The sequence below is a fragment of the Phenylobacterium sp. genome (genome assembly GCF_030693805.1).
Classification (GTDB): Bacteria; Pseudomonadota; Alphaproteobacteria; order Caulobacterales; family Caulobacteraceae; genus Phenylobacterium.
In genome coordinates this window covers 1-24,874 of record NZ_JAUXZW010000072.1, presented here as the reverse complement: position 1 = coordinate 24,874, position 24,874 = coordinate 1, and the positions used below count along the sequence as shown (strand labels likewise).

Sequence of the window (24,874 nt, the reverse complement as noted above, 5' to 3'; positions counted from 1 at the left end):
CGAGGTCGGCCCGCGCGACGGCCTGCAGAACGAAAAGGTCCTCCTAGACGTCCCGCAGAAGCTGGAGTTCATCCAACGGCTGGAGGCCGCCGGCGCCCGCCGCATCGAGGTCGTCTCGTTCGTCAATCCGCGCCGGGTGCCGCAGATGGACGGGGCGGAGGAGATCATGGCGGGGCTGGCGCTCCACGCCGGCCGCTCGCGCATCGGACTGGTGCTGAACATGCGCGGCTGGGACCGCTGCCTCGCCGCCGCCTGCGACGAGGCCAACGTCGTGGTCTGCGCGTCCGACGGCTTTGCGATCCGCAACCAGGGCTCCACCATGGCCGAGCAGATGGCGACGCTCGCGGCGATCACCCAGCGTCGCCGCGTCGAAGGCGGACCACCGGTCAGCGTGACCTTCTCCGTCGCCTTCGGTTGCCCCTTCGAGGGCGAGGTGCCGCACGAGCGCGTCGTGGCCATGGCCGCCGAGGCCGGCGCGCTGGGCGTCGAGGAGATCGCGCTCGGCGACACCATCGGCGTGGCCGATCCCTGGACTGTGCGGAAGCTCATCGAAGGGGTGCGAAACGCCGCCCCGACCACTCGCCTGCGGATGCATTTCCACGACACGCGCAACACCGGCCTGGCGAACGCCTACGCCGCCGTCGAGGCGGGAGTGGATGTGCTGGACGCCAGTTGCGGCGGCCTGGGCGGCTGTCCGTTCGCCCCAGACGCCACCGGCAATATCGGCACCGAAGATCTCGTCTACATGCTCGAGCGCGCCGGATACGCCACCGGCTATGACCTGGACGGCCTGATCGAAACCGCGAAGTGGATGTCCGGCTTCCTGGGCAAACCGCCGGCCGCTTCGGTTAGCCGCGCCGGCGTGTTCCCGATGCCGCCCCTGACCTCGGCCTAGGTGGCGCGACCGCGCAGGCGCCACATCATCGGGCGGACCACCGCGGTGCAGACGATTAGCGGCGACAGCACCCAGGCCAGCACATGCTGCGACAGGCTGCGGGCGCGCTTGCGGAAGTAGCGCGCCAGTCCCACGCCCTTGTGGAATTCGACCTTCAGCGGGCTGGTCTGGCTGGTGTGGCCCAGATGGATCACCTCGGCCTTGGGGTGGAACAGCACCGTGCCGCCGGCCCGGCGCACCCGCCAGCACAGGTCGACATCCTCGACGTGCAGAAAGTAGCCCTCGTCGAAGCCGCCGACGGTGTCGAAGTCCTGGCGACGCATGCAGAAGCAGGCGCCGGAGATGGTCGGAACCTCGGAGACCTGCTCGGGCGCTGCATCGTTTTCCCAATGCACCTCGTAGCGCCGCCATCCGGGAACCAGGCGCGCCAGGCTGCTCAGCGACAGCAGCGCGGCCATCGGCGTGATGTCGCCTCGGCGCGCGCCCCGCTGCTCGGTGCGGTCGGCGTTCAGCACCCGCCCGCCGACGATGCACGGCGTCGGACGATCCTCGATGGCGCGCACCAGGGCGGCGATGCAGTCACGCTGCAGGAAGGCGTCGGGATTGAGGAACACCAGCACGTCGCCGCTGGCCCGCGCAGCGCCCAGATTCGCGCCGCGGGCGAAGCCGACGTTGCCGTGACCTTCCAGCAGGACGACGCGGCGATCGCGCTCGGACAGCGCTTTCAGGCGTGCAGCCTCGATCGGCGTGGAGCCGTTGTCGACCAGCACCAGTTCGTCGACCAGCGGGTCGGCCATGACGCAAGAGAGGCTTTCCTCAAGCGCCTCGCCGGTCATGTACACGACCATGACCACCGAGACCTTGTGGCGCGACCTCAGGAAATCCGGCAGCGGCGCAGCTTCGACGGCGACGATCGGTGCGATGCCGTTCATCCAGCCTCCATGGCCCCGACCACGCCGTGGGGCGAGCGTTGGTCGCCCGTGGCGCGAACTGCAAGATCAGGCGGTACGGCCTCCATGGCAAGCATGTTTGCAGCCTCCAGCAGCGAGACGACCTCCTGCCCCGTCGATCCGAAGCGACGCAGCGCCACCTGACCCAGTTCTGCTTCACGGCGGCCGACCACGGCGATGACAGGCGCCTTGGCCAGGCTATGCTCTCGCACTTTGTAGTTGATCTTTTCGTTACGCAGATCGCTCTCCACCCGCAGGCCTGCCTTGCGCAGCACGTCGACGGCCTTCAGAGCGTAGTCGTCGGCGTCAGACGTAATCGTGGCGACCACCACCTGCACTGGCGCCAGCCAAAGCGGGAAGGCGCCCGAATAATGTTCAATCAGCACGCCGAGAAAGCGTTCCAGCGAGCCGAGGATCGCCCGGTGCAGCATTACCGGCCGGTGCTTCTGGCCGTCCTCGGCGATGTAGGAGGCGTCCATCCGCTCCGGCAGCACATAGTCGAGCTGCAGCGTTCCGCACTGCCACGTCCGCCCGATCGCATCGCGCAGGTGGAACTCGAGCTTGGGCCCGTAGAAGGCGCCCTCGTTCTCCAGCCGCTCGACCTTGACGCCGGCGGCGTTCGCGGCGCGCTCCAGGGTGTCCTCGGCGATGGTCCAGATCTCGTCGTCGCCGAAGCGCAGGTCGGGGCGCAGGGCCAGCTTCACCGAGTCCAGTTCGACGTCGAGATCGCGGTAGATCACCTGCAGCAGCTCGACGAACGCCTTGGACTCCGCCTCGATCTGATCCTCGCGGCAGAAGATGTGGGCGTCGTCCTGGGCCAGTCCCCGCACCCGCAGCAGGCCATGCAGCGAACCTGAGCTTTCATAGCGGTGCAGTCCGTCGAACTCCGCCATGCGCATCGGCAGCTCGCGATAGGACCGCTGGCCGTGGTTGAAGATCTGCAGGTGCCCGGGGCAGTTCATCGGCTTGAGCGCCAGCTTCTCGCCCTCGTCCGTCTCGCAGACGAACATGTTGGCTCCGAACTTCTGCGCGTGGCCGGACTGTTCCCACAGCGAGTAGTCGAGCACCTGGGGCGTCTTCACCTCAACGTAGCCCTCGGCCTCCATGCGCCGGCGCACGTAGTTCTGCAACGTGCGATAGAGCGTCCAGCCCTTGGGATGCCAGAAGATCATCCCCTTGCCCTCTTCCTGGATGTGGAAGAGGTCCATCGTCGCCCCGATGCGCCGGTGGTCGCGCTTCTCGGCTTCCTCGATGCGCAGCAGGTAGGCCTCTAGATCGGCGTCGCTGGCCCAGGCCGTGCCGTAGATCCGCTGGAGCTGGGCGTTCCGGTGATCGCCGCGCCAGTAGGCGCCGGCCAGCTTGGTCAACTTGAACGCCTTGCCGACGAACTTGGTCGACGGCAGGTGCGGGCCCAGGCACAGGTCCTTCCACGCGCCCTGGCGATAGACGCTGATCTCGTCGCCTTCCGGCAGGTCGGCGACGATCTCGGCCTTGTAGTCCTCGCCGATCGACTTGAAGTGCTCGATGGCGGCTTCGCGGGCCCAAACCTCGCGGCTGATCTTCTCGTCGCGGTCGACGATCTCGCGCATCCGCTGCTCGATCTTCGGCAGGTCGTCGAGGCTGAACGGCTCACTTCGGGCGAAGTCGTAGTAGAAGCCGTCCTCGATCGCCGGGCCGATGGTCACCTGGGTGCCGGGGAACAGCTCCTGCACCGCCTCCGCCATCACATGGGAGGCGTCGTGGCGGATGGTCTCCAGGGCGGCGGGGCTTTCGCGCGTCAGCAGTTCGAACGCGCCGCCGTTCGGCAGCGGGCGGTCAAGATCGAGAAGCGCACCGTCGAGCTTGACCAGCACCGAGCGCTTCTCCAGCGACTTCGAGATCGAGGCGGCGACGTCGCGCCCCGTCGCGCCGGGCTCGAATTCACGTTTCGAGCCGTCGGGGAAAACCAGTTCGATCATGTCTCGCATGTCCATGTCCGCGCCTTACGGCGCGAGGGCGGCGGCGGGTCGTACCCGGAGCCTCCCAAAGGATGACAACGACACAGCCGCCCGGCGGCGAGCAGGGCGCCGCGCCAGGGACCGTGGTCGATCAGCGCCTCGGCCGCGTATTCCGAACAGGTCGGAAGGAACCGGCATTGGCGCCCGATCAGGGGCGAAAGCGTCAGCTTGTAGGCGCGCAGCGCGCCTCGGACGCACATCTCATAGAAGGTCATGCCGGCTCGCGGGAGCTTGAGACTCAGTCGCAGCGCTTACGCTGCGGTCGGCGTCGGATCAAGCCGCACCGGCGGGGCTAGTTCGCGCACGCCTGACGAACGGCGCCGGCGTCGTGGACGCGGCGGTCGAGGCGTTGCGGGCTAGTTCGTCCGTTCGACGGGCCATGGCGAAATCAAGCAAATACAGGGCCGTCCCGTATCACAGGTCGACGGTGTAAGGAACCTTAAGCCTGCCCGTAGATCAGGCGCCGGCGTCAGTAGCGCCGCTCCATGGCCTCGCGCACCGCCGCGGCGGCGGCTTCGAACGCAAGCAACGTTGAAGCGTGGCGAGCCGGGTAGTCCTTCACCGGCTCCAGCATCGCGATGTCGGCGAAGCGGCCCGACGGCGCCGCGCCGCCGGCCTTCAGCATGGCGCGAAAGGCGTCGCGTGCGGTCTCGATCTCCTCGAGGCTGGCGCCGATCACGTGCGCGCCCAGCACCGCGGCCGACGCCTGGCCCAGGGCGCAGGCCTTCACGTCCTGGGCGAAGTCGGCCACCCGGTCGCCATCGATCGTGACGTCCACCACCACCCGGCTGCCACAGAGCTTGGAGATCTTTTCAGAGCTCGCATGCGGCGCGGCCAGCCGCCCGCTGTGCGGCAGGTTGGCCGCCAGCTTGAGGAGTCTCGCCGAGTAGAGGTCGTCGATCATTCGCCCACAGATGTAGGCGCCGCGCCGCCCGCGCGCCATGCCGCCTCGGCGCGCACCTTCAGGCCCTCGCCCAGCAAGGTGAAACCTTTGCGCAGGCTGCGCGATCCACGGCCGCGGACGGTCGACAGAAGCAGTCCCTGGAACAGCTCCCCATTGGAGAAGATACAGCTCTCGTCGCCGAGGATCTCGATCTCCAGGTAGCGCGTGCTGCGCAGCAGCCCGCCATAACGCGATTGGCGCAGATGCAGCTGATCGTTCGGCGCCCAATCCAGCACCGTGGCCTGAACCGCGCGATGAGCTTCTCCCGGCAGGGCCAGGGTCAGGTTCAGCGCCGAACCGATCCGCACCTCGCCCGCGGCTTGCGGATAGATCACCGACCACCGCGGCCACGAGGCCACATCGAAGATCACGTCCCAGATCACGCTGGCCGGCGCGTTGACGCCGATCCGGTGTTCAATCTTCACCCCCGCCGGACCGCCGCCGCCCGTCTGGAACTTGAATCCCTGGGCGACGTCGAAGGTCTTCGGCGCTTTGACAGGCGCTGGCATCACACGGGTTCCTTCAGCCTCCAGGTCGCCCCCTGCGGGCCGTCCAGCACTTCGACATTCAACGCGGTGAGTTCGTCACGGATGCGATCAGCCTCGCTCCAGTCCTTGGCCGCGCGCGCGACGACGCGGGCTTCGATCAGACCGTCGATGCGCGCCTTCAGGTCCGGATCGGCGCCGCCCTGGAACCAGGCGTCGGGATCGGCCTCCAGAAAGCCCAGCAGGTTGGCGCAGTCCAGCAGCGCCGCGCGGTGGTCGGCGCAGGCCTGGGCCTTGCCGGCCGTCAGCGCCGCCCGCAGGCCGTTACCGAGGGTGAACAGCTCGCTGAGCGCCTTGGACGTGTTGAGGTCGTCGTCCAGGGCCGCGCGGAAATCGGATTCCGCGATAAGGGTCTCGATGGCGTGCGGATCGGGCGTCGGGAAGGCGCGCGCCTGCGTCTCGGCGCGGCGCGCGTCGCTGAGCACGCCGTACAGCCGGTCGAGCGAGGTGCGCGCCTGCGCGACCAGGTCGCCAGTCCATTCCAGCGGCGCGCGGTAGTGTCCGACCAGCAACGCCCAGCGCAGCGCCTCGCCTGGGACCTGGTCGATGAGGTCGTGCACCAGCACGACATTCCCCAGGCTCTTGGACATCTTCTCGTCGCCGAAGTTCAGGAAGCCGTTGTGCAACCACCAGCGCGAATAGCCGTCGTCGTGGCCGGCGCAAACGCCCTGGGCCATCTCGTTCTCGTGGTGCGGAAAGATCAGGTCGTTGCCGCCGCCGTGGATGTCGATCGGCAGGCCAAGGGTCTGTTCGATCATCGCCGAGCATTCGATATGCCAGCCGGGACGTCCCGGTCCCCACGGGCTTTCCCAGGACGGCTCGTCAGGCTTGGACGGCTTCCACAGCACGAAGTCGGCGGGGTGGCGCTTGTAGGGGGCGACCTCGACGCGGGCGCCAGCGATCATGTCGTCCAGCGAACGGCCCGACAGCTTGCCGTAGTCGGGGAAGGCCAGGGTGTCGAACAGGGCGTGGCCCTCGGCCACATAGGCCGCGCCCTTGGCGACGAGCCGGCCGATCATGTCGATGATCTCGGCCATGGTCTCGGTGGCCTTGGGCTGGAACGTCGGCCGCAGCGCGCCCAACGTCGCCATGTCGGCGTTATAGGCGGCCAGGTAGCGGTCGGTGACCACGGTGATCGCCACGCCCTCCTCGTGGGCCTTGGCGGCGATCCGGTCGTCAACGTCGGTGACATTGGCCGCGTACAGCACAGCGTCCTCGCCGTAGGCCGCGCGCAGCAGCCGAAACAGGACGTCGAACACCACCACCGGGCGGGCGTTGCCGATGTGGGCGTAATTGTAGACCGTCGGTCCGCACACATACATCGTCACCCGTTTGGGGTCGGCGGGCGCAAAGGCGCGCTTTGTACGGGTCAGGGTGTCGTAAAGGTTCAGGGTCATGCGGGTCTGACGAAGCGTAACGGTTGCCGGGCAACGGGTTCGCCCCATATACATATCGCCCAGCGGGGAGGCCACGGCGCGTTTCGCATCGCGCCTGCCCGCGTCTTTAGGGTGGTACGCGTCATCTCCGAGGCCTTCGCCTCGGCGCAACTCAGCCCGGGAAAGACCGCAGCTCAAATGGATGCAGTGACCAAGGATCGAGCCCTCGTCGGCGCGCCTGATGCGAACGCCGCGCAACGCCCCAGCCGTGAAGAAGCCATGGCGGCCGTGCGCACGCTGATCGCCTGGGCTGGCGACGACCCGCGCCGCGAAGGTGTGATCGACACGCCCAAGCGCGTGGTCGACGCCTATGCCGAATGGTTCGAGGGCTATGAGGCCGATCCGGCCAAGGAGCTGTCGCGCACCTTCGAGGACGTGCAGGGCTACGACGACATCGTCATGCTGCGCGAGATCGAGGTGGAGAGCCATTGCGAGCACCACATGGCGCCGTTCCTGGGCAAGGCCTACGTGGCCTACATGCCGACCAACCGCGTGGTCGGCATCTCGAAGATCGCCCGCGTAGTCGAGATCTTCGCTCGCCGCCTGCAGACGCAAGAGACGATGACCCAGCAGATCGCCGACGCGATCACCGACAGCCTGCGCCCCGCCGGCGTCGCCGTGCTGATCGATGCGGCGCACCAGTGCATGACCACCCGCGGCGTCCACCACCGGCACGTGACGACGATCACCACCCAGTTCACCGGCGTGTTCAAGACCGATCCGACCCTGCGCCAGCGGTTCCTGGACTTCGTCAATCGCTGACGGCGCTGTGCTTCCACGCAGGCTAGCGCCATAGGGGGTGAAGACGCCATATTGGGGTGATGACGAACCCATTCCCGGCCGCCGCCTCGAAGCGTGACCTCGAGCACGGCGTCGTGCTCGCGCCGCGCTTCGACGAGAACGGCCTGATCTGCGCGGTGACGACCCACGCCGACAGCGGCGAGATCCTGATGGTCGCCTGGATGAACGCCGAGGCCCTGAGGCTGACGCTGACGACCCGCGAGGCCCATTACTTCAGCCGCTCGCGCCAGGAGCTTTGGCGCAAGGGCGCGACCAGCGGCCAGATCCAGCGGCTGATTGAGGCGCGCATCGACTGCGACCAGGACGTGGTGTTGCTGCGTGTCGTGCCGCAAGGCGACGGCGGAGCGTGCCACACCGGCGCGCGAAGCTGTTTTTATCGCGTCATAGAGGACGGCGTGCTGGTCGAGCGCGACTGAGCCCTATAGCCGGTGCGCGGTGCGGTGCAGCGTCTGCACGGATTGCGCATTCCCCCACCTCGACCACAGGAGCTGATCAACGATGTCCAGCGAAGGCCTTCATGTTCCGCGCGAGAAACTGCAGCCGCGGACGCTGAACCTGCACTATGCGATCACCTCTCTCATCGAGGAGCTGGAGGCTGTGGACTGGTACCGGCAGCGCGCCGACGATTGCGACGATCCTGCGCTGAAGGCCATCCTGCTGCACAACGCCCACGAGGAGATCGAGCACGCGTCGATGGCCCTGGAATGGATCCGCCGCAACGACGGCGAATTCGATGAGCAGTTGAAGGAGTACCTGTTCACCGAGGGCTCGATCACCGGCCGCGAAGAAGCCGCGAGCGACGGGCACGGCCTCTAGGCGAGGATGGCGCTCAGGCCGCGTTGGCGGTGAGCGCCCACTTGCTGTCGGCGCCCGAGACGGCGGCGGCCCGGCGGCGGCCGGCGCGCATGTTAGCCTTGGGCAGATCGACGTCGATCAGCTCCGCCAAGCGTTCACGGGCGCGGTTCACGCGGCTCTTCATGGTGCCGACTGGGCAACCGCTGATTTCGGCGGCGTCCTCGTAGCTGAGGCCTTCGGCGACCACCAGCAGCAGGGCGTCTCGCGATTCCGGGGTCAGCGACTGCAGCGCACGGGTCAGGTCGGAGTACTTCATCCGCCATTCCTGGTCGGCGTCGCAGGTCAGGGCCGCGGCGTACTTGCCGTCCACATCCTGCACCGTGTTCCGGCGTGCGACCGAGCTCGTGTAGAAGGTGTTGCGCAGGATCTTGTTGACCCATGCGTTCAGGTTGCTGCCCTCGCGGAAACCCTCTCGAAAGCGCCAGGCGCGAACCATGGTGTCCTGGATCAGGTCGTCGGCTTCCGCGCTCGATCCGGTCAGGGCCATCGCGTGGCCTCGCAACCTTGGGATGAGGGCCACCAGTTCCTGCCTGAACGTATCGCTCATCTTTAGTTTCCCGTCCCAAATCCGGCCGCCCTGCGGGGCCCGCACCTTCGTCAGGCAAGAAGCGCGCCTGACGGTGTCCGATCGTGGTGACGGTGTTGTAGGCCCGGGCGCGAAAGCGCTGCAGTTGCAGCGACGGGCTACGACATGCGCAACCGTTGCAGTGATCGTGCACACGGGTTGCACGCAATCGTGCAACCCTTATGCAACGGTTGCGCAACGGGTTGCATTTTCTAGGATTCGAGGGGAATGTGCCCGCGTCATGTCGGGTCCAGTAGCCTTTCCCACCAAACTTGATTTGGTGCTCAAAGCGTTGTCCATGAGCCGCGGTCGGCTCGCCGCCGACCTGGGCGTCGACAAGTCGCTGGTCGGCCGCTGGGCTTCTGGCACGGTGACCCCGTCCGCCCACAATCTCGAGAACCTCACCCGCCTGATCGCCTCGCGGCAGCCGGGCTTTACGATGCTGCACTGGGATCGCGAACTCGACGAGCTGGGCCGGGTGTTCGGCGTCGAGCCGGCGCCCACGCCCGCAACCGTCAGTTACATCCCTCCGCCCGTGGCCCCGGTGGGCCTGCCGCTCCCCGGTCTGGACCTGGCGCGCCTGGTCACCGAACGCCGCGCCGGCACCTATGAGGGGTTCTGGCGTTCGACGCGCCCTTCGATCGCCATGCCGGGCCGACTGTTTCATGATCACGGGATGATCCGCCGCGGGCCGGACGGCATCCTGCAATTCACCATGGGGGGCTCCGGCCTGCTGTTCGACGGCTGGATGCTGCCGGTCGAGGGCCAGCTCTTCGCCATCCTGTTCGACACCGTCGGCCAGACGCCGGTGTTCCTGATCTTCAACGGCGTGGCCCTGCACAAGGCCACCCAGCTCGACGGGCTGATCCTGGCCGCGGCGCTGAATGCGGCGCGAACGCCGTCGGCCTATCCCGTGGTGCTGGAGCGTATCGGCGACCTGACGGGCGACTGCGAAGCCGACGACGCCCGCTGCCAGGAGCTGCTGGCCTCCGACCCCGCCGCGCCCGACGGCTCGGTGCCTGAGGATATCCGTCGCCACCTGATCCGCGACATCGGCCCCGAGGCCGTGAAGAGCGGCGCGGGCGAGCTGTTCCTGCTGTCGTCGTGGGCCAACAGCCTGTCGCGCGGCTTGAGCACGGGCGGACACCTGCAGGGGTGAACGCGACCGCGTCCGGCGATGCGGACGAGCCGTTAGACGACGAAGACCCCGAGCATCAGCCGGGCTTGAGGATCGTCACCCTCCGCGGTGAGGAAGTCGCGGGCCGGCTCGACCGGGCGCTCGCCGACAAATTGCCGGAGCTTTCGCGCGCCCGCGTGCAGGCTTTGATGTCCCAGGGCATGGTCAGCCGCGACGGCGCGCCGATGCGCGACCTCTCCGTCAAGGCCCAGGCGGGCGACTACACCATCCTGATCCCGGCCCCGACCGCCGCCGAGCCTGTCGCGGAGAACATCCCGCTCGTCGTGCTGTTCGAGGACGAGCACCTCATCGTCGTCGACAAGCCGGCCGGCATGGCGGCCCATCCTGCGCCCGGCAACGAGAGCGGCACCTTGGTCAACGCCTTGCTCCACCACTGCGGCGAAAGCCTTTCGGGCGTCGGCGGGGTGGCGAGGCCCGGCATTGTGCATCGGCTCGACAAGGACACCTCCGGGGTTTTGGTGGCCGCCAAGAACGACGTCGCCCATCGTGGGCTGTCGACCCTGTTCGCCGCCCACGACATCGACCGCGCCTATGTGGCCTTCACTCGCGGCGCGCCCTCGCCGGTGCGTGGGGTGATCGAGGGCCGCATCGGGCGCTCTCCTCACGACCGCAAAAAGATGGCCTTGCTGAAGTCCGGCGGCCGAGAGGCGATCACCGGCTACCGGGTGGAGCGCACCTTCGGCCCCGCCGGCCGGCCGCTGGCCGCGCGCGTGTCCTGCCGCCTGGAAACCGGCCGCACCCACCAGATTCGCGTCCACCTGGCGTCCAAGGGCGCGCCCTGCCTCGGCGATCCTGTCTATGGCTCGGGCCAGCCCTCGGCGGCCGTCCGGGGGGCTATGGAGCAGGCGGGCCTGCACCGGCAAGCCCTGCACGCGGCGATCCTCGGCTTCCGCCACCCGGTGACCGGCGAGACGTTGAGCTTCGAGAGCCCCCTGCCCGCCGACCTCGCCGCGCTGGAAGCCCTGCTGTCGGCGCTGTGAGATTTCATCGCCCGACGCGGTCTTGATGACTCCGGCGTCAGGGAGTAGAAATACCCGAGTTGAGTAGTAGGACTTAACCGGAAACCCGCCTCCCGCGCTCTTTTGCAGAGGGCAACCAATGCTTATCTCAGAGGTTGGAGGGGACGGGCAGTGTCGCGCGGCGTAAAGCGTGTGACCCCGGCGTCCATAGAAAAAGGGGATTATGCACATGGCCGTGAGCGCTAGCGCCCTTGCCGTGATGTCGCCGGAAGGCGGCCTTAGCCGGTATCTTTCCGAGATCCGCAAGTTTCCGATGCTGGCCAGGGACGAGGAGTTCATGCTCGCCAAGGCGTGGAAGGAGCATCAGGATCCGGAGTCCGCGCATCGTCTGGTCACCTCGCACCTGCGTCTGGTGGCGAAAATCGCCATGGGCTACCGCGGCTATGGCCTGCCGATCGGCGAGGTCATCTCCGAAGGCAATGTCGGCCTGATGCAGGCGGTGAAGAAGTTCGAGCCCGACAAGGGCTTCCGGCTGGCCACCTACGCCATGTGGTGGATCCGCGCCTCGATCCAGGAATACATCCTGCGCTCCTGGAGCCTGGTGAAGATGGGCACGACGGCGGCGCAGAAGAAGCTGTTCTTCAACCTGCGCAAGGCCAAGAGCGAGATCTCCGCGCTCGAGGACGGGGACATGCGCCCCGACCAGGTGAAGTTGATCGCGACGCGGCTGGGCGTGCTCGACGAGGAGGTGATTTCGATGAATCGCCGCCTGTCAGGGCCGGACGCGTCGCTGAACGCGCCGCTGCGTTCGGACTCCGAGAGCGAATGGCAGGATTGGCTGGCCGACGACAACGCGCCTAGCCAAGAAACGGTGGTCGCCGACAACGAGGAACGCACCATCCGCATGAGCCTGCTGGAAGAGGCGATGATCGAACTCACCGACCGTGAGCGTCACATCCTCACCGAACGGCGCCTGAAGGACGATCCGACCACGCTGGAGGAACTGGCTTCGCAATACGGCGTCAGCCGCGAGCGGGTGCGGCAGATCGAGGTCCGCGCCTTCGAGACATTGCAGAAGTCGATGCGGGCCGCCGCCGAGGAACGCAACCTGGTCGACGCCTGACGTCTGTCGACCGACACGCCTGGGCCGGTCGGCTCAGGCGGCTTCGGCGTCGCGCCCGGCGTCCTTGGGCATCATGTCGATCAACGGCTGAGCGTGCTTGGCGACTTCGGCGCTGATCAGGGGGCCGCGGGCCGCAGCCTGGATCAGGAACCGCTGGAAGTCCGCCGAGGCGGTCGACAGCTTCATGTCCGACACCGCCACAGCCGCCTTCTGAAGGTCCGCCGCCTGCGCCTGCATCGAACGCAGCGCCTGAACCGGATCCCCCTCGATCGCGCCCACCGCCGATTTCAGGATCTTCAGGGCCTGCAGGATGCGTGCAGCATCCGGCGTGGCGCGCGCGTCGGAGCGACGCTTCAGCGCGCCAGTGTAGTCGCCTGAGTTGAACCGCCGCCGATCGGGTCCGACGTAGGTCACCGCCTCGATCCAGTCGCGGGGCCGAAGCGTGATCGCCTCCAGGCGGCGCAGCAGGTCCTTGGTGGTGAACGGCTTGCGCAGGAATTCGTGCACGCCGGCGTCGCGCGCGGCGATGATGCCGGCTGCAGTCGCGTTCGCGGTGACCATGATCACCGGCGCCTGGCGCGCCGACAGATCGCTGCGGCGAAGCGCCCGGGTGAAGTCCGCGCCATCCACGCCGGGGCCGGAAGCTTCGACGAAGATCACTTGCGGCTCGACGCTTTTGATCACGCCCAGAGCCTTGGGCGTGCTGGCTGCCATCCAGATCTGCGAATGGGCGATATTGCGCATGAGGTCGCCGATCAGCCGCGCCCCGCTCGGCTGCGGATCGACGATCAGCACCCGCTGCAGCAGCGGGGCCATACGCTGGATGGTCTTGTAGTCCTCGTTGAACACCCGCGCCCGGCTCCTTGCGTAGTCTCCGCAGGATGCCCGGGGATCGTAAAGATCGCCTTGACGTCGGCCCGCGCTCCGCCCCCTGCGGTGGCGGTGGATTTCGCCGAGAAGCGAAGGACGGAGAGGTGAGGCCTTAGCCCTGGAAGGGGTCGCGCATCATGATGATGTCGTCACGCTGCGGGCTGGTGGACAGCAACACCACAGGCGCGCCGATCAGCTCTTCGATGCGGCGCACATACTTCACCGCATTGGCCGGCAGATCCTTCCAGGAGCGCGCACCCTGTGTGCTTCCGCTCCAGCCTTCGAGTTCTTCGTAGACCGGCTCGAGGGCGGCTTGATCGCGCAACCCGGCCGGAAGGTGGTCGATCGGCTCGCCGCGCAAGGTGTAGCCCGTGCAGACCTTCAGGGTGGTGAAGCCGTCGAGGATATCGAGCTTGGTCAGCACCACGCCCTCGACGCCACCGACGGCGATCGACTGGCGCACCAGAGCGGCGTCGAACCAGCCGCAGCGCCGCGGGCGGCCGGTGACCGTGCCGAACTCATGGCCCTTCTCGCCCAGCCGGCGGCCGATCTCGTCGGACAGCTCAGTCGGGAACGGGCCTTCGCCGACCCGCGTGGTGTAGGCCTTGACGATGCCCAGCACATAGCCGCCGACCTTGGGACCGACGCCGGAGCCAGCCGCCACCTGACCGGCGACGGTGTTGGACGAGGTCACATAGGGGTAGGTCCCGTGGTCGACGTCCAACAGGGTCGCCTGGGCGCCTTCGAACAGCACGCGTTTGCCGTCCTTCACCGCATCGCCCAGCACCTTCCAGGCGGGTTTGACGTAGGGGGTGATCTTGGGCGCGAGATCCAGCAGGAGGGCCAGCAGTTCGTGCGGCTGGACCTGCGGCAGGCCAAGACCCAGGCGCAGGGCGTCGTGGTGCGCCAGCAGTCGTTCGATCTTGCCTTCCAGCGCCTCGCGGTCGGTCAGGTCTGCGAAACGGATCGCGCGGCGGCCGACCTTGTCCTCATAGGCCGGACCGATGCCGCGGCCGGTGGTGCCGATCTTGTTGGCCCCCGCGCGGGCTTCGCGCGCGGCGTCCAGGTCGCGGTGCAGCGGCAGCACCAGGGTGGCGTTCTCGGCCAGCACCAGGACGTCCGGGGTGAGCGCCAGGCCCTGGCCGCGACCGCGCTCGATCTCGTCGAGCAACGACCACGGGTCGACGACCACGCCGTTGCCGATGATCGACAGCTTGCCCTGGATCACGCCTGAGGGCAGCAGCGACAGCTTGTAGGTGGTGTCTCCGACCACGATGGTGTGGCCAGCGTTGTTGCCGCCCTGGAAGCGCACCACGACGTCGGCGCGGTTCGCCAGCCAGTCGATAACCTTGCCTTTGCCCTCGTCGCCCCACTGGCCGCCGATGACTGTCACATTCGCCATGGATACGCGATCCCCGCCTGCCGAGCGGGTCCAGCCACGCCCTTCGACAGGCCCTCGGCGGGTGGACTTGAATCGATTTTCACGCGCCGCTGCGAACCCTTCGCCAGCCGACGACGCGCGCCTGTAAACAGGTCCCCGCCCACACAGTCAAGCGCCATCGCCTGCCTGCGCGCGCGCCGGCTAGAGCCTGTCTTCCGGCGCCGCCTGGCGAGCGGCCTCGCGCGGCGTGACCAGGCGCGCCAGCCGGGGCTTCAGCCACTGCTCGAAGTCGTCGACGAACTCGTAGACCACCGGCACCAGCACCAACGACAGGATCGTCGAGGTGATCAACCCGCCGATCACCGCGACCGCCATCGGCTGGCGGAACTCCGCGCCCTTCTCCAGCGCCAGCGCCGTCGGCAGCATGCCCGCGGCCATGGCCAGCGTGGTCATGACGATGGGCCGAGCCCGCTCGCGGCAGGCTTCCAGCAGCGCCTCATGCTGCGTCATGCCGTCGCGTTCGCGCTCGATGGCGTACTCGACCAGCAGAATCGAGTTCTTCGCCGCCAGGCCGAACAGCATCAGGAAGCCGATCATCGAGGGGATCGACAGCGACAGGTTGAAGATCAGCAGGCCGAGGAACGCCCCGCCCACTGCCAGCGGCAGGGCCGACAGGATCACGATCGGCTTGAAGAAGCTGCGGAACAGCAGCACCAGCACGCCGTAGATCATCGATACGCCGGCGAACAGCGCCACGCCGAAGCCGGTAAACAACTGCTGCATCGCCTCCTGGTCGCCGACGGCGGCTGGCTTCACGCTCGGCGGCAGCTTCTTCATGATCGGAAGCTGGTTCACGGCCTTCTGAGCATCACCCATCTCGACGCCATTGAGTTCGGCCTGGACGGTCATCTGGCGCTGGCGATTGAGCCGGTCGATGCGCGCCGGACCGGCCTGGAAGTCGATGTCGGCGACGCTGCCCAGCGTGGTGGAGCCGCCGGACGCGGTGGGCACGCGCAACGCCTTGATCCGTTCGATGTCCGCGCGGGCGTCCTCGGGCAGGCGCACGCGGATCGGCACACGGCGCTCGCCGTCGTTGAACTTGGCGACGTTGGCGTCAATGTCGCCCACCGTGGCGACCCGGGCGATGGTGGCGATGGCGTCGGACGAAACGCCCAGGCGCGCAGCTTCCTCGGCCCGCGGACGGATGACGATTTCAGGACCTTCCGCCGGCTTCGACGGGCGAGGGTCTGCGAGCTGCGGCAGTGTCCGCATCTGCTGTTCCAGCTCCAGCGCGGCGCGCTGCAGCGCCTCCGGGTCGTCGCCGGTCAACACCTGCTGATAGCCGGCGGCGCCTTGGAAATCGAGGAAGTTGAGCCTGGCGTCCGGGATTGCGCGCAGGTCGCTGCGCAGTCGCGCCTTGAGCTCGTCGCCCGACACCTTGCGATGTGGATCAAGCAGGACCGTGGCCGTGCCGCTGCGCAGATCGCCACCGCCGCCGCCGGCGCCGGGGCCGAACGTCGCAACCGTGGAGCCGATCTGAACGAACACCGCGGTGACCTCAGGTTGCTTTTCCAGCAACTCGGTAAGGCGGTGCTCGATGTCTTCCATCTGGGAGACCGTGGCGCCGGGCGGACCTTGGATGTTGACGTAGACGTAGTCCGGATCGCCCGCCGGCTGGAAACCCTGCGGCAGCAAGCCCACCAGGGCGATCGAGCCGAAGAACATCAGGCCGCCGATCACGGTGGCGACGATCCTGTGCTTCAGCGCCCAGTCCAACGCGGTGCGGTAGCGCCCGACGAAAGGATTGCGATCCTGGGGCTTGGCGACGGGTTTCAGCAGGTAAGCCGCCATCAGCGGCGTCACCAGACGCGCGGTCAACAGCGAGAACAGCACGGCCACCGAGACGGTCATCCCGAACTCGCGGAAGAACTGGCCGACGATGCCCGGCATGAAGCTGACCGGCGTGAACACCACCACGATGGCCATGGTGGTCGCCACCACGGCGAGGCCGATGGCGTCGGCGCCCTCCAGTGCGGCGGTAAACGGCCGCGCGCCGCGCGCGATCCGTTTCTCGATGTTCTCGATCTCGACGATGGCGTCGTCGACCAGGATGCCGACGACCAGGGTTAGGGCCAGAAGAGTCACGACGTTCAGCGAAAAGCCCATGAGCTGCATCACGAAGAACGTCGGGATCAGCGAGATCGGCATCGCCACGGCGGTGATCAGGGTGGCCCGCCAGTCACGCAGGAAGAACAGCACCACCAGCGCGGCCAGCAACATGCCCTCGGCCAGCACATGCTGGGTGGCGCTGAAGCTCGCCCGTGTCTCATCGACCGTGGAGAAGATCTTGGCGAACTTCATCTCCGGGTGCGCCTTGCCGAGTTCGGCGATCTTCTTGGAGACGGCGTCCTCCGCGCCGACGTCGCTGGCCTCCTTGGTCTTGGAGACCTGGAAGCCCACGACCGGCCTGCCGTTCAGCCGCGCGAAGCCGCGGGTCTCGGACGCCCCGTCGCCCACGTCGGCCACGTCGCCCAGGCGTACGTAGCCGCCGGTCCCCGTGGGGATTGTTAGGTCGCGGATCTGCGCGACGGTCTGCACGGTGCCCAGCACGCGGAGCGTCTGTTCGCGGCCGCCGATGTTGACCCGGCCGCCGGGCGCATCGGTCTGGAATCCGCGCAAGGCGGTGTTGACCTGGGTCGCCGTCAAGCCGCGCGCCGCCAGGCGGTCCGGATCGACGAGGATGTTGATCTCACGGCTGACGCCGCCGACCCGGCTGACCTGGGCTACGCCCTTGGCCCCCTGGAGGCTGCGCGACACCGTGTCGTCGATGAACCACGACAGTTCCTCGTCGGACATCGCCGGCGCTTCCACCGCATAGGTCAGGATCGGCTGCAGCGCATCGATCTCGACTTGCTGGACGACCGGCTCGTCGACATCCCGGGGCAACAGCGCGCGCGCCTGGTCGATCTTCGAGCGGACTTCGTCGGTCTTCTTCTGCAGATCCTCACCGATCTCGAATTCCATCGACGTCGTGGAAACACCCTGGGTCACCACCGAGGTGACGTTCTTCGCCCCGCTGATGCTGGCGATGGCGTCCTCGATCGGTCGGGTGATCTGGGTCTCCATCTCCCCAGGCGCCGCGCCGCTCTGGGTGACGGTGACGGCCACGATGGGAAACTGGATGTTCGGGTACTGCTTGATCGGCAGAGCCAGATAGGCCAGCACGCCAGCCAGAACCAGGCCGATGAACAGCACCGCCACAGGGACCGGATTACGGATCGCCCAGGCGGAGATCGGGAATCCGCCAGAGCCGCCAACGCGCTGGTTGCTCATTTGGCGGCCGCCTTGGCCGGAGCTGGGGCCGGCGTGGCGGCGCGAGCCTCCAGCGGCCGCACCATGTCTCCGTCCAGCAGCAAGCCCGCGGCGGCCGCGACGATGCGCGTGCCGGCGGGCGGCCCCTTGACCAGTTGCACCAGGCCAGAGCCCCGGGTCCCGGCGGTCACCGCCACCCGCTTCACGCGATTGTCGGCGCCGACGACCATCACGCTGGCGCCGTCGGCGTCGTAGCGGATCGCAGTCTCCGGCACGGCCAGCGCGGTCCCGGTGGCGTCGGCGAACACCGCCCGGCCGAACCCGCCGGCCCGGATGTCGCTTCTAACCGGCAGGGTGACGCGCACCGAGCCGAGCTTGGTCTGCGGATCGACCTGCGGACTGATCAGCCGCACGACCCCGATGGCTGTCGACCCACTGGGAAGCGTCACCGTGGCCTGTTGGCCGATATGAACCCGCGTCAGCTCGTCCTCGGACATCTGCGCCGACAGTTCGATCTGACCATCGCGGGCGATCCTGAACCAGGGCGTCGCCGAACCGGCCGACAGGTCGCCGGGCCGCACAGTGCGTTCCAGCACCAGGCCTGAGACCGGCGCGCTGACCGCCAGCTTGCCGGCGCGTGTGCGGACGTCCCTGAGCGCGGCGGCCTGGGCGTTGGCGTTGGCGCGCGCCGCGCGGGCCTGGAAGCGCCGCTGCTCGATCTGCTCCTGCGAAAGGACGCCCTGGTTGTCGAGGCCTTTCACCCGAGCCGCCTGATCCTCGGCCTGTTCGGCCTGCACGGCGGCCTGGGCGGCCAGTGCGGCCTGTTGTTCGAGCTGGGAATTGATCAGCGCGCCATCGAGTTCGGCCAGGGTCTGGCCCCGCCGCACGTAGGAGCCGACGTCGACCAGGACCCGCGAGACGCGGTAGCCGGTGACCTCGGGCTGCACGGCGGCCTCCTCACGCGACACCAGGTCGCCGGAAGCCGCGAGCGCGCCGGTGACGGCGCTGGGCTCGATGCGCACGACCCGCACAGAGCGCGCCTGCTGTTTCGCGTCGGTCTCGGCGGGCGGTTTCTTGTGGCAAGCGCCAAGGCCCAACAGGGCGGTCATCCCCACGATGACGATCAGGCGAGATTTGGTGTTCGGCATGCGGCGGCTCTATCGGGCTCGGGCGTTCATGGGGAGGCTCTCGGCAGGCCAGCCGCCGCCGAGCGCCTTGTAGGCTTGGACGGCGCGGCGCAGCGCCTGCACCTGGGCCGTGGTGAGTTGGGTCCGCGTGGCGCGCCAGGCCTGCTCGGCGGCCAGCGCCTGCTGCAGGTCGTCGATCCCAGCCACATAACGGATACGCGCCGCCTCATAGGCGCGCGCCGCCCGTCGCTCGCCGCCTTGGAGCAGAACGACGCCGCGTCGGTCGGCGTCCAGCTGCACAAGACTGTTCTCGGCCTCGGCGAACGCCGTCTGCACGACCTTCTCATAGTCGATGACCGCCTGTTCGGTCCGCGCGCTCTGAGCCTTCAGATCGATCAGCAGTTGCGGGATGTCGAGGATCGGCTGACTGACTGCACCGCCGATAGACCAGTTGCGAGTGGTGGACGAGAACTCGGGCTGCAGGCTGCGCGACCAGCCCAGTCCCGGCGTCAGGGTGAAGGTCGGAAAGAACGCGCGTTCGGCGACATCGAGCCGGCCGGCGGCCGAGGCGATCCGCGCCTGCGCTTCACGCACATCAGGCCGGCGCGCCAAAAGTTCACTGGGGAGCGTCGCCGGGACCGCCGGAACGGCGCCGAGGTCGGCGATCACCGGCAGGTTCGCCGTCGGCTCCGCGCCGCGGCCGACCAGGACCAGCAAGGTGCGACGGGCGGCCTGCAGCTCGGCTTCCAGCCCCGCCGCCCGGGCCTGGGCCTGGGCGAGGTCGCCAGCCACCCGGTCCGCGTCGGAGATCGCGCCCAGGCCCCGCTGCGCGCGACGATCGGCGACGTTTTGCAGGGCCTGCTGGATGCGCACCGTCTCGCGCGCCTCGTCGAACTGGATGGCCAGCCCGCGCGCCTGGAAATAGGTGTCGGCGACATTGGCCGCGAGGCTGGCGCGGGCGCCTTCGTAGTTGAAGCGTGCGGCGGCGACGTCGCCCCGCGCGGCGCGGCGTCCGGAGCGCAACCGGCCGAACAGGTCGATCTCCCAGCTCACGTCGAAATTGGCGGAGTAGGACTCGGAATCGCCGTTGGTGGAGAAGCCGGGGATGTTGATCACCGTCCCCGAAAGCTGCTCGGTGTGGGTCTTGCGACCCTGCCCCTGCAGCGAGCCGTTCGGCAGCAACGCCGCCAGCGCGGTCTGTGCGACCGCGCGGGCCTCGGCAAGGCGAGCGGCGGCGCTGAGCGCGTCGGGACTGGCGCGCAGGGCCTGGTCGATCAGGCCGTCAAGTTGGGCGTCGCCGAACGCCGTCCACCAGGTATCGAGCCCGGCCGCGGGCGTCGCCGCGCCAGCCGGAGCTTCATAGGTTTGCGGCAGGGTTGTGGTCGGCTCGCGCACCGAGGCGCAGCCCGCAAGCGTCAGGATGGCGAGGCCGGCGGCTGAGGCTGCTGGCAAGGCGAGGCGCATGAGTGGGAAACGTTCCTGGTCTGGGCCGGTGCGGCGGTCGCGTCCGCGACGCGTCTGAGCCGTCTCGGCCGCGGCGATCCTGTAGAACATATGTCAGCGTCGAGCGAATTGCAGACTGGTGTCAGCTCGACGACAGCGCAATGCGCCGTCCGCCCCAACGAACTCCAGGTGCATCGTTGCGTTGATCGGCGGACCTCTAACGGTTCTCACTCCTGCAGGCTAGACTGTAGGCAAGTTCACTCACGGTGGCGCCCTATTGATGCGAAAGCTTGTTTTCATCACCGCCGCCGTCGTGGCGCTCGTTTTTCAGGCCCCCGCGGCCAGCGCCGCTGAACCTGTGTTCGATCCGGTGAAACTAGCCGACCACGTGAAGGTCCTGGCCTCCGACGCCTTTGAAGGCCGTGGGCCGGCGACGCGTGCGGAACCCAAGACGGTCGATTACCTGGTCAGCCAGTTCAAAGCCGCCGGATTACAGCCTGGGGGAGACAAGGCGGCGGACGGATCGCGCGCCTGGACCCAGGACGTGCCGCTGGCGCGTTTCGAGATCACCGGCCCGATCACCGCCTCCGCCAAGGTGGGCGACAAGACGTTCGCCTGGTCGCAAGGAGATGAGGTCACCGTGCGGGCCGCAGCCACCGGCGCGACCCGGGTGACGATCAAGGACGCGCCGCTGGTGTTCATCGGCTACGGCGTAGACGCCCCCGAGCGCGGCTGGGACGATTTCAAGGGGTACGACCTGAAGGGCAAGGTGGCTCAGGACCTGGTCAACGACCCGGATTTCGAGACCGGCCAGGGCGCGTTCGGCGGCAAGGCGATGACCTACTACGGACGCTGGACCTACAAGTACGAGGAGGCCGCGCGGCGCGGGGCGATCGGCTTCATGGTGATCCATGAGACCGCGCCAGCCGCCTACGGCTGGGCGACGGTGAAGAACTCCAACGCCAGCGCGGTGTTCGACATCATCCGCGACAATCCGACCAAGGCCCACGCGCCGCTCGAGGGCTGGATCCAGCGTGACGCCGCGGCGGATCTGTTGAAGGCCGCCGGTCTCGACTACGAGGCGCTGAAGATCAGCGCGCGGTCGCCGCAGTTCAGACCGGTCCCGCTGCCGGGCGCGACCGTGTCGATGGACTATGCGGTGAAGGCCGAGAAGATCGTCACGCACAACGTCGCCGCGCTGCTCGCCGGAACCACGCACCCGGATGAGACGGTGATCTACACCGCCCACTGGGACCATCTCGGGATCGGGGAGCCGGACGCCAGGGGCGACGTCATCTACAATGGCGCGCGGGACAACGGCACGGGCGTGGCGGCGTTGATCGAACTGGCGGCCGCCTTCGCCGAGGGGCCGCGGCCCGCCCGCTCGGTGCTGTTTCTGTCGGTGACCGCCGAAGAAAAGGGCCTGCTGGGATCTGAATACTACGCCTGGAACCCGCTCTATCCGCTGGCGACCACTGTGGGCGTGATCAACATGGACTCACTCAGCGTCGCAGGACCCGCGCACGATTTCGCCACCGCCGGGGATGCGCCCCTGACCCTGCAGGATGACCTTATCGCGGTGGGCCGCGCCCATGGGCGCTATTTCAGCCCCGACCCGCGCCCGCAGAACGGCAGCTTCTTCCGCTCCGACCACTTCTCGTTCGCCAAGCGCGGGGTCCCGGCGATCTCGTTCGGCGCCGGTGAGGATCTTCTGGTCGGCGGCAAGGCGGCGGGCGCGGCGGCCCAGCAGGATTATGTCTCTGCGCGCTATCACCAGCCGGCCGACGAATGGAGCCCGGACTGGAATCTCGCCGGCGTCGCCACCGACACGGGCCTGCTCTATGAACTGGGCGAAAAGCTCGCCAATTCGCGCGAATGGCCGAGCTGGAAACCGGGCGCCGAGTTCAAGGCCGAACGCGACAAGAGCGCCGCAGCGAGGAAGTGAGCATGGTTGAGATGGGACGGATTCGCGCCGGCATCGGCGGCTGGACGTTCGAACCGTGGCGGGGCGTCTTCTATCCGCAGGGCCTCAAGCAGGCCGACGAACTGGCCTATGCGAGCAGCCATCTGAGCGCGATCGAGATCAACTCGACCTACTATTCCACCCAGAAACCCGCGACCTTCGCCAAGTGGGCCGCCAGCGTCCCCGAGGACTTCATGTTCACGGTGAAGGCCTCGCGGTTCTGCACCAACCGCCGCGTGCTGGCCGAGATGGGCGAGTCCATGGAGAAGTTCCTGGGCCAGGGCCTGACCGAGCTTGGCCCGCACCTGGGCCCGATCCTGTGGCAGTTCATGGCGACCAAGAAGTTCGATCCCGACGACTTCGGCGCCTTCTTGGATCTGCTCCCGAAAACGCTCGAGGGTCTGCCGCTGCGCCACTGCATGGAGGTGCGCCACGCGAGTTTCGCCGACCCCGCGTTCGTCGAAATGTGCCGGGCGCACCAGGTGGCGATCTGCTGCTCCGAGCACGAGGTCTATCCGATGATCGCCGACGCCACCGCCGACTTCGTCTATGCACGCCTGATGCGCGGCTCCGACGACATCGAGACGGCCTACGAGCCCAAGGATCTGGATGCGTGGGCGCGGCGGTTCGAGGACTACGCCAAAGGCGGCGCGCCGGACGACCTGCCCAAGCTCGCGGCGAAGCCGGCTGCAAAACAGCCGCGTGAGGTGTTCGCCTTCGTCATCCACGAAGGTAAGGTCCGCGCCCCCGCCGCGGCCATGGCGCTGCTGGAACGCACGCAGGCCTGAGGGCTCAAGACAACGCCGACGCCAAGCCGGCGACACAACGATATTCAGGGAGGACGCAGATGGCGCGACGCCGCAGCATCAACATCAAGGGTTTCAGCCACGGGACCAACCCGACGCCGGCGGCCAGCCGGGTGGGCAACATCCTGTTCACCGGCGGGATCTCCGGCCAGGACACCACGACCGGCCTGATGCCTGATGACGTGAGCGAACAGACGCGCCTGGCCTTCATCAACATGCGCGCGATCCTGGCCGCCGGAGGTGCGGACCTGGAGGACATCGTCAAGATCGAGTTCTACGCCAAGGACGTGCCCGCGGCGCGCGAAGCCATCAATCGGGAATGGATCGTCGCCTTTCCCGACCCGGAGTCGCGGCCGGCGCGCCACATCTTCGCCTATGAGCTGCCGGGTTCGATGCTGATGCAGTGCGACGTGTTCGCCGTGGCCAGCCGGGACTAGCGGGCCGACTCAACGCCAAACATCTGGGGATCGGTGATTTCGGCGAGATGGGTGCGGGCGCGGTGCACGCGGCTCTTCAGCGTGCCCACCGCGCAGCCGGTGATCTCGGCGGCGTCCTCGTAAGTGAGGCCGGCGCCGACGACCAGCAACAGGGCGTCGCGGGTCTCCGCGCTCAGTTGCTTCAGCGCCTCCAGCAATTCGCTGTAGCGCAGGCGCCATTCCTGATCGGGCGGCGACGAAAGCTGGGCGGCGTGGCGACCATCGACGTCGGCCACCGTGCGGCGGTTCTTCTGCAGTCCTGTGTAGAAGCAATTGCGCAGGATGGCGCACAGCCAGGCTTCCAGATTGGTCCCCGGCTTGAACCCGCTGCGGTAACGCCAGGCCCGCATCAGGGCGTCCTGGACCAGGTCGTCCGCTTCGCTCGGCGAGCGCGTCAGCGCCATCGCATATCCGCGAAGTGTGGGCATCAACTCCAGCACCCGGTCTTTGAATGGGTCCGACATTTTACAGCCCCGGACGCCAAGCGCTTCATTGCGGCAAGCGGCCATCGTGAGGTGAACGACTCGCGCTGGCGATTCCATCCGGGCACGGGCCAAGGAATCATTCATCATGTGCAGGCGGTGCGCGAACGCCTAGAATCCCAGCTTCGTTGGCGATCCGGGAGGCCTTTGGCGCATGCGCCGGATGAGCGTGCTGTTCGGCGTGGCCCTGGCGGCGATTGTCTGTCTTGCGGACCCCTCGCGCGCCCAGCCGGCGAGCCGGCCGTCGTCCGCCGGCCAGTCTGGCGGGGCCGCCCGTCCGCCCGCTCTGCGCGGGGCGATCAACCCCCCGGCGACGCAACCACTGCAGTTTCCACCCACACGGGGCGGTGGGCCACCGTTGGAAACGCCCGCGCTGCCGCCGATGCCCCCGCCGCTCGGCCCTGATGGAGGGCAGTGTCGGCTTGATTGCGCACAGAGCTACTACTTCTGCCTTGGCGGCGACGCCTCCGAGGAGTGCTCCAGTGCGTGGGGACAGTGCCGCGCCGGCTGCACCGCGCCCCGCGCGCCTGCGCCAGTCTGGACGTCGCCGATCCCATCCGCGGCGCGCCTCCCCACGCCTTAACGAACAAACTGGCGTTCCGTCGCGGTCGGGGTAGAATGACATGTGTCATTTTTTGTCTGAGTGAGGCGTGTATGCCCGAGGTCGTGTTCCTTCCCGCCGGCAAACGGGAGCAGACCAAGCTTCAGAATCGTAACGCGATCCTGGACGCGGCGCGCCAGGTGTTC

The 24,874-nt window shown here is 67.9% G+C and carries 23 protein-coding genes; 10 read left to right on the top strand and 13 right to left on the bottom strand.

Translation table 11 applies throughout. From position 1 onward, the window contains the following. Nucleotides 1–895 (top strand): hydroxymethylglutaryl-CoA lyase (locus tag Q8M88_RS03300; protein ID WP_305594822.1); only part of this gene is annotated, 895 nt, incomplete at its 5' end. Here the strand turns inward: Q8M88_RS03300 and Q8M88_RS03295 are convergent. The 6 genes from Q8M88_RS03295 to cysS form a co-directional block, all read right to left on the bottom strand. After that, complete coding sequence (locus tag Q8M88_RS03295; protein WP_305594821.1) at nt 892–1,827, bottom strand: glycosyltransferase family 2 protein; 936 nt, start codon at nt 1,825–1,827, stop codon at nt 892–894. The two genes, Q8M88_RS03300 and Q8M88_RS03295, sit on opposite strands and share 4 nt — an antisense overlap. Next, nucleotides 1,824–3,803: a threonine--tRNA ligase gene (gene thrS, locus Q8M88_RS03290; protein ID WP_305594820.1), complete on the bottom strand. Its 1,980-nt coding sequence runs from the start codon at nt 3,801–3,803 to the stop codon at nt 1,824–1,826. Before thrS ends, Q8M88_RS03295 begins: the two co-directional genes overlap by 4 nt. Beyond that, the gene (yidD, locus tag Q8M88_RS03285) at nt 3,800–4,057 is read right to left on the bottom strand and encodes a membrane protein insertion efficiency factor YidD (RefSeq protein ID WP_305594819.1); all 258 of its coding nucleotides are present in this window, start codon (nt 4,055–4,057) and stop codon (nt 3,800–3,802) included. The genes thrS and yidD overlap by 4 nt, the downstream gene beginning before the upstream one ends. 254 nt (nt 4,058–4,311) lie before the next feature. Beyond that, nucleotides 4,312–4,746, bottom strand: a complete 435-nt coding sequence (locus tag Q8M88_RS03280; RefSeq protein ID WP_305594818.1) for an iron-sulfur cluster assembly scaffold protein — start codon at nt 4,744–4,746, stop codon at nt 4,312–4,314. Continuing rightward, entirely contained in the window at nt 4,743–5,294 is a 552-nt protein-coding gene (locus Q8M88_RS03275; RefSeq protein ID WP_305594817.1) for an SRPBCC domain-containing protein, read from the bottom strand. Before Q8M88_RS03275 ends, Q8M88_RS03280 begins: the two co-directional genes overlap by 4 nt. Next, nucleotides 5,294–6,727, bottom strand: coding sequence for a cysteine--tRNA ligase (cysS, locus tag Q8M88_RS03270; RefSeq protein WP_305594816.1), 1,434 nt, complete (start codon nt 6,725–6,727; stop codon nt 5,294–5,296). Before cysS ends, Q8M88_RS03275 begins: the two co-directional genes overlap by 1 nt. 177 nt (nt 6,728–6,904) lie before the next feature. On the opposite strand from cysS, the gene folE reads away from it, so the two are divergent. The 3 genes from folE (at nt 6,905) to Q8M88_RS03255 (ending at nt 8,383) form a co-directional block, all read left to right on the top strand. After that, the gene (gene folE / locus Q8M88_RS03265) at nt 6,905–7,528 is read left to right on the top strand and encodes a GTP cyclohydrolase I FolE (protein ID WP_305594825.1); all 624 of its coding nucleotides are present in this window, start codon (nt 6,905–6,907) and stop codon (nt 7,526–7,528) included. A gap of 56 nt (nt 7,529–7,584) precedes the next feature. Further along, nucleotides 7,585–7,983: a phosphoribosyl-AMP cyclohydrolase gene (gene hisI / locus Q8M88_RS03260; protein WP_305594815.1), complete on the top strand. Its 399-nt coding sequence runs from the start codon at nt 7,585–7,587 to the stop codon at nt 7,981–7,983. A gap of 82 nt (nt 7,984–8,065) precedes the next feature. After that, nucleotides 8,066–8,383 (top strand): ferritin, encoded by a 318-nt coding sequence (locus tag Q8M88_RS03255; protein WP_305594814.1) that lies wholly within the window; start codon nt 8,066–8,068, stop codon nt 8,381–8,383. Between the two features lie 13 nt (nt 8,384–8,396). Here the strand turns inward: Q8M88_RS03255 and Q8M88_RS03250 are convergent, their stop codons facing one another. Further along, the gene (locus Q8M88_RS03250) at nt 8,397–8,969 is read right to left on the bottom strand and encodes a sigma-70 family RNA polymerase sigma factor (RefSeq protein ID WP_305594813.1); all 573 of its coding nucleotides are present in this window, start codon (nt 8,967–8,969) and stop codon (nt 8,397–8,399) included. 316 nt (nt 8,970–9,285) lie between these two features. Between Q8M88_RS03250 and Q8M88_RS03245 the strand changes: the two genes are divergently transcribed. From Q8M88_RS03245 to rpoH, 3 genes are all read left to right on the top strand, one after another. Continuing rightward, nucleotides 9,286–10,146 carry a helix-turn-helix transcriptional regulator gene (locus Q8M88_RS03245; RefSeq protein ID WP_305594812.1) on the top strand — a complete coding sequence of 287 codons (861 nt, stop codon included), beginning with the start codon at nt 9,286–9,288 and terminating at the stop codon, nt 10,144–10,146. Beyond that, on the top strand, nt 10,143–11,165 hold the full coding sequence (locus tag Q8M88_RS03240) for an RluA family pseudouridine synthase (RefSeq protein WP_371132618.1): 1,023 nt from the start codon (nt 10,143–10,145) through the stop codon (nt 11,163–11,165). The genes Q8M88_RS03245 and Q8M88_RS03240 overlap by 4 nt, the downstream gene beginning before the upstream one ends. 208 nt (nt 11,166–11,373) lie before the next feature. Next, nucleotides 11,374–12,267 (top strand): RNA polymerase sigma factor RpoH, encoded by an 894-nt coding sequence (gene rpoH / locus Q8M88_RS03235; protein ID WP_371132617.1) that lies wholly within the window; start codon nt 11,374–11,376, stop codon nt 12,265–12,267. Nucleotides 12,268–12,300: 33 nt separating this feature from the next. On the opposite strand, the gene Q8M88_RS03230 is transcribed toward rpoH, so the two are convergent. The 5 genes from Q8M88_RS03230 to Q8M88_RS03210 form a co-directional block, all read right to left on the bottom strand. Then, nucleotides 12,301–13,116, bottom strand: coding sequence for a response regulator transcription factor (locus Q8M88_RS03230; RefSeq protein WP_305594811.1), 816 nt, complete (start codon nt 13,114–13,116; stop codon nt 12,301–12,303). Nucleotides 13,117–13,249: 133 nt separating this feature from the next. Further along, nucleotides 13,250–14,539: an adenylosuccinate synthase gene (locus tag Q8M88_RS03225; protein ID WP_305594810.1), complete on the bottom strand. Its 1,290-nt coding sequence runs from the start codon at nt 14,537–14,539 to the stop codon at nt 13,250–13,252. A gap of 180 nt (nt 14,540–14,719) precedes the next feature. After that, nucleotides 14,720–17,851 carry an efflux RND transporter permease subunit gene (locus Q8M88_RS03220; protein WP_305594809.1) on the bottom strand — a complete coding sequence of 1,044 codons (3,132 nt, stop codon included), beginning with the start codon at nt 17,849–17,851 and terminating at the stop codon, nt 14,720–14,722. After that, complete coding sequence (locus Q8M88_RS03215) at nt 17,848–18,978, bottom strand: efflux RND transporter periplasmic adaptor subunit (protein ID WP_305594808.1); 1,131 nt, start codon at nt 18,976–18,978, stop codon at nt 17,848–17,850. Before Q8M88_RS03215 ends, Q8M88_RS03220 begins: the two co-directional genes overlap by 4 nt. 9 nt (nt 18,979–18,987) lie before the next feature. Further along, nucleotides 18,988–20,511 carry an efflux transporter outer membrane subunit gene (locus tag Q8M88_RS03210; RefSeq protein WP_305594807.1) on the bottom strand — a complete coding sequence of 508 codons (1,524 nt, stop codon included), beginning with the start codon at nt 20,509–20,511 and terminating at the stop codon, nt 18,988–18,990. Nucleotides 20,512–20,680: 169 nt separating this feature from the next. Between Q8M88_RS03210 and Q8M88_RS03205 the strand changes: the two genes are divergently transcribed. The 3 genes from Q8M88_RS03205 to Q8M88_RS03195 are packed head-to-tail and all read left to right on the top strand — an operon-like array spanning nt 20,681 to nt 23,606. Next, nucleotides 20,681–22,345: a M28 family metallopeptidase gene (locus Q8M88_RS03205; RefSeq protein ID WP_305594806.1), complete on the top strand. Its 1,665-nt coding sequence runs from the start codon at nt 20,681–20,683 to the stop codon at nt 22,343–22,345. 2 nt (nt 22,346–22,347) lie between these two features. Further along, nucleotides 22,348–23,151: a DUF72 domain-containing protein gene (locus Q8M88_RS03200; protein ID WP_305594805.1), complete on the top strand. Its 804-nt coding sequence runs from the start codon at nt 22,348–22,350 to the stop codon at nt 23,149–23,151. Nucleotides 23,152–23,210: 59 nt separating this feature from the next. Then, nucleotides 23,211–23,606, top strand: coding sequence for a RidA family protein (locus Q8M88_RS03195; RefSeq protein ID WP_305594804.1), 396 nt, complete (start codon nt 23,211–23,213; stop codon nt 23,604–23,606). On the opposite strand, the gene Q8M88_RS03190 is transcribed toward Q8M88_RS03195, so the two are convergent. Then, on the bottom strand, nt 23,603–24,109 hold the full coding sequence (locus Q8M88_RS03190; RefSeq protein WP_305594803.1) for a sigma-70 family RNA polymerase sigma factor: 507 nt from the start codon (nt 24,107–24,109) through the stop codon (nt 23,603–23,605). The genes Q8M88_RS03195 and Q8M88_RS03190 overlap by 4 nt on opposite strands. Nucleotides 24,110–24,874 lie beyond the last annotated feature (765 nt).